Consider the following 4,111-nt stretch of genomic DNA (forward strand, 5'->3'; position numbering starts at 1 on the left):
AGATGTGTATAAGAGACAGGCCCGCTGCCGGGCCCCTGGTGCGAGCCGCCCGCGGACGTCCGGGCCGGAGCCTCGGACCTCGTCGCACCGCTCTTCGGCGGGGCGGCGGGGGTCCCGGCCTCGGCGGGCGGCCGGTGCACGGCGCCGGGGGGCGGTACGGGCACGGCGTCGGGCGGCTGCGGGGCGTCGGGATCGGTCCCGAGCAGCGACTGCGGGAGAACCAGCACCGCCTGCGTACCGCCGTAGATGTTGCTCTGCAGCCGGACGGCGATGCCGTGGCGGCGGGCCAGGGCCGAGACGACGAACAGGCCGATCCGGCCGTCCTGCAGCAGGTGGGCGACGTTGACCTGGTCGGGGTCGGAGAGCAGGGCGTTCATCCGCTGCTGCTCGTGGTCCGGCATCCCGAGACCACGGTCCTCCACCTCCAGGGCGAGGCCGGCGGTGACGTGCTGGACGCGCAGCAGCACCTGGGTGTGCGGGGCGGAGAACACCGTGGCGTTCTCTACCAGCTCGGCCAGCAGGTGGATCACGTCGGCGACGGCGTGGCCGCGCAGGGTGCCCTCCATCGGCGGGACCAGCTTGACCCGGGGGTACTGCTCGACCTCGGCGATGGCCGAGCGGAGCACCTCGGTCATGGTGACCGGGTTGCTCCACTGCCGCCGGGAGACGGCCCCGCCGAGCACGGCGAGGTTCTCCGCGTGGCGGCGGATCCGGGTGGCGAGATGGTCGACGTGGAAGAGGCCCTTGAGGAGGTCGGGGTCCTCGACCTCGTGCTCCAGCTCGTCGAGGATCTGGATCTCGCGGTGGACGAGGGATTGCAGCCGTCGTGCGAGGTTGACGAAGACCTCGACCTTCTGTTCGTTGCCCGCGCTGCTGAAGAGCTGGGACGCCTGGACGACGGCGGCGACGGCGGCTTCCTGGGACCGCGCCATCTCCTGGCCGAGCAGGTCGAAGGCGTCGGCCCCGGGCGCGGGGGGCTGCGCCGGCGGGCGGGTGGCGACGGTTTCCCCGTTTCGGAGCTGTTCCACCACCCGTTGCAGCTCCGCCTGGCCCTGGGCGCTGAGACGCCGGAGCGCGAGGGCCCGGTCGAGCACCTGGCCCGCGACGCGGTTGGCGCCGAGGTAGGCGGCGGCGACGGCGGCGACGGCGAGCGCACCAGATCCACCGAGCGCCGCCCAGAGGCTGGGCGAGGAGCCGACGGCTCCGGCGCGGACGGTGAAGATGACGGCCGCGGCGCCGCTGAGCACGGCGGCGACGGCCGGGAGCAGAGCGGTCCGGAGCAGCTGGGGGCGCATGCGGGCCTCGGGGGGAGGCCCTGCGGCACGCGACCTGCTCGTGGCCGAGTGGGCGCGCGTGCCGGGGCGGCCGTGCCGCCCGCCTTCACGGCGGTCCGGTCGCGCGTCGGGGGCGCGAAGTTGAGACATCAGCGTCCTCGGTACAGGGGGCACCGGGGATCGGCGGTCATGCCGGCGTCCATGCGGTGGCCCCTACGGTGGTCGGTCAGGCGCGGGTCATCGGTCGGGCAGGCCGAACGTTGTGAGCCCACCGTTGATCACCGGGCACACACGGTAGTCGTCAATGACGTATGCGCGACGGGCAGTTGTCGAACTTGCCCGCCATCCGTCCCACTCTGGTATGAACCCTCGCACGTGCGCCCGATTTCACCACCTTGACCCCGAATCGCTCCGGAGCGTCGACGGGCTGCCCACATGCTGGACACTTCCGGCCCGCCGAGACCGCGCACGAGGTGCCGCTACGGGGTTCACCCGCAGGCAGGGGACCACTCGAAGGGGCGACGAGGCGGCCGGTTACCATATGAGCGCCGCCTAGCTCGAAAGATAAACTTGTGACTGTCAATGACGACTCGTTCACCAACTGGATGCACCGCGAGGAGATCGCGGAGTCGATGATCCCGATCATCGGGAAGCTGCACCGCGAGCAGGACGTCAACGTCCTGCTGCACAGCCGCTCCCTGGTGAACAAGTCGGTGGTCAGCATCCTCAAGACCCACCGCTTCGCCCGGCAGATCGCGGGCGAGGAGCTCTCGGTCACCGAGACGATGCCCTTCCTGAAGGCTCTGACGACGCTCGATCTCGGCCCCTCCCAGATCGACATAGGCATGCTGGCCGCGACGTACCGGGCCGACGGGCGCGGGCTCTCGGTCGAGGCGTTCACCGCCGAGGCCGTCGCCGGGGCGACGGGCGACAACAAGATCGAGCGCCGCGCATCGCGTGATGTGGTGCTCTACGGTTTCGGCCGCATCGGCCGGCTCCTGGCCCGTCTGCTCATCGAGAAGGCCGGCTCGGGCAACGGCCTGCGTCTGCGGGCCATCGTCGTCCGCAAGGGCTCCGGCCAGGACATCGTCAAGCGCGCCTCGCTGCTGCGGCGCGACTCGATCCACGGCCAGTTCCAGGGCACGATCACCGTCGACGAGGCGAACAGCAAGATCATCGCCAACGGCAACGCGATCCAGATGATCTACTCCGACGACCCGACGACGGTCGACTACACGGCGTACGGCATCAAGGACGCCATCCTGATCGACAACACCGGCCGGTGGCGCGACCGCGAGGGTCTCTCCAAGCACCTCCGGGCGGGCATCGCCAAGGTCGTGCTCACCGCACCGGGCAAGGGCGACGTCCCCAACATCGTGCACGGCGTCAACCACGACACGATCAAGCCGGACGAGCGGATCCTGTCCTGCGCGTCCTGCACGACCAACGCGATCGTGCCGCCGCTGAAGGCGATGGCGGACGAGTACGGCGTTCTGCGCGGGCACGTGGAAACGGTCCACTCGTACACCAACGACCAGAACCTGCTGGACAATTACCACAGCTCCGACCGCCGTGGCCGTTCGGCGGCGCTCAACATGGTCATCACCGAGACCGGTGCCGCCTCGGCCGTGGCGAAGGCGCTGCCCGACCTCGACGCCCCGATCACCGGCAGCTCCATCCGCGTCCCGGTGCCCGACGTCTCGATCGCGATCCTCAGCCTGCGGCTGGAGCGCGAGACCACCCGTGAAGAGGTTCTCGACTACCTCCGCAACGTGTCGCTGGCCTCGCCGCTCAAGCGGCAGATCGACTTCATCAGCGCGCCCGACGCGGTCTCCAGCGACTTCATCGGCTCGCGCCACGCCTCGATCGTCGACGCGGGAGCCACCAAGGTCGACGGCGACAACGCGATCCTCTACCTCTGGTACGACAACGAGTTCGGCTACTCGTGCCAGGTCATCCGGGTCGTCCAGCACGTCTCCGGGGTGGAGTACCCGACGTACCCGGCCCCGGCGGTCTGAACCAGGGCCCGCCCCGTTCGATCCGGAGCCCGGTGCCCGGCAGGTCCTCCTGCCGGGCACCGGGCGTTCGTTACGCCGCGGCGGCAGCATGCCGCCGGCATGGACGCTGATCGATCAGGCGCCCGGGAGACCGTCCCCCTGAGCCGGGCAGGCGAGCCGGAGGACATCGTCGATGCCGTCGTGTCTCTCGCATCCCACCGAGCGCGGTGGATCACCGGAATGGGTACCGCAGGTGGCCGGCGGTCACACTTCGTGACGTCATCTCCGGTGAACGAGAGTGGGCACTGCAGGCGGGTCTCCCCCGCGCGGGCGGCACGGCCGAGGCTCAGACCTGGCCGAGGTCCGAGCTGACCCAGCGCTCGGGGCGCAGGGTGATCACCACCTGCTCCCCGTGGTTCTCCCAGGCGAAGTCCACGTAACCGGCGACCTTCTCGGCCGGAAGGTAGCGCGCCGACACCTCCTCCAGGTCCGCCCGCGTGGCGGGTCGGGTGTCGACGACGGGCCCCTCGACGGAGACGTAGCGGATGGTCGGCTCCAGCCGGTCGACCAGCAGCGTGAACCGGCCCGCCGCGTCGATCAGTTCGGCCTTGCGCGAGGTGCGGCCGGTGAGAATGCGTACGTCGCCGCCCGGCGTGTACTGGTACCAGATGGGAACGCTGAGCGGGGCCCGGCCGCTGCTCCCCGACGCGACGGCCAGTGCGGCGACATGGGGTTCGGCGAGGAACTGTTCGCGCTCTTCACGGCTGAGTGCCACTGCACGCTCCTTCGGACGGGGATTCGGGGGCTGCCCCAGTGTGCCTCTGTCTCTTATACACATCT

General features: G+C 70.4%; 3 protein-coding genes. 1 reads left to right on the plus strand and 2 read right to left on the minus strand.

Annotated features, from left to right (window positions below):
• On the minus strand, positions 1–1,424 hold a 1,424-nt coding region (locus CR470_RS36090), incomplete at its 3' end, for a sensor histidine kinase (protein ID WP_257139040.1).
• A 422-nt stretch (positions 1,425–1,846) separates the two neighbouring features.
• Between CR470_RS36090 and CR470_RS36095 the strand changes: the two genes are divergently transcribed.
• Positions 1,847–3,292: a glyceraldehyde-3-phosphate dehydrogenase gene (locus CR470_RS36095; RefSeq protein ID WP_097871821.1), complete on the plus strand. Its 1,446-nt coding sequence runs from the start codon at positions 1,847–1,849 to the stop codon at positions 3,290–3,292.
• Between the two features lie 325 nt (positions 3,293–3,617).
• On the opposite strand, the gene CR470_RS36105 is transcribed toward CR470_RS36095, so the two are convergent.
• Positions 3,618–4,046 carry a pyridoxamine 5'-phosphate oxidase family protein gene (locus CR470_RS36105; RefSeq protein ID WP_097871823.1) on the minus strand — a complete coding sequence of 143 codons (429 nt, stop codon included), beginning with the start codon at positions 4,044–4,046 and terminating at the stop codon, positions 3,618–3,620.
• Between the last annotated feature and the right edge of the window lie 65 nt (positions 4,047–4,111).

Origin of the sequence: Streptomyces sp. rh34, from assembly GCF_002551245.1 — a bacterium.
Lineage (GTDB): Bacteria > Actinomycetota > Actinomycetes > Streptomycetales > Streptomycetaceae > Streptomyces.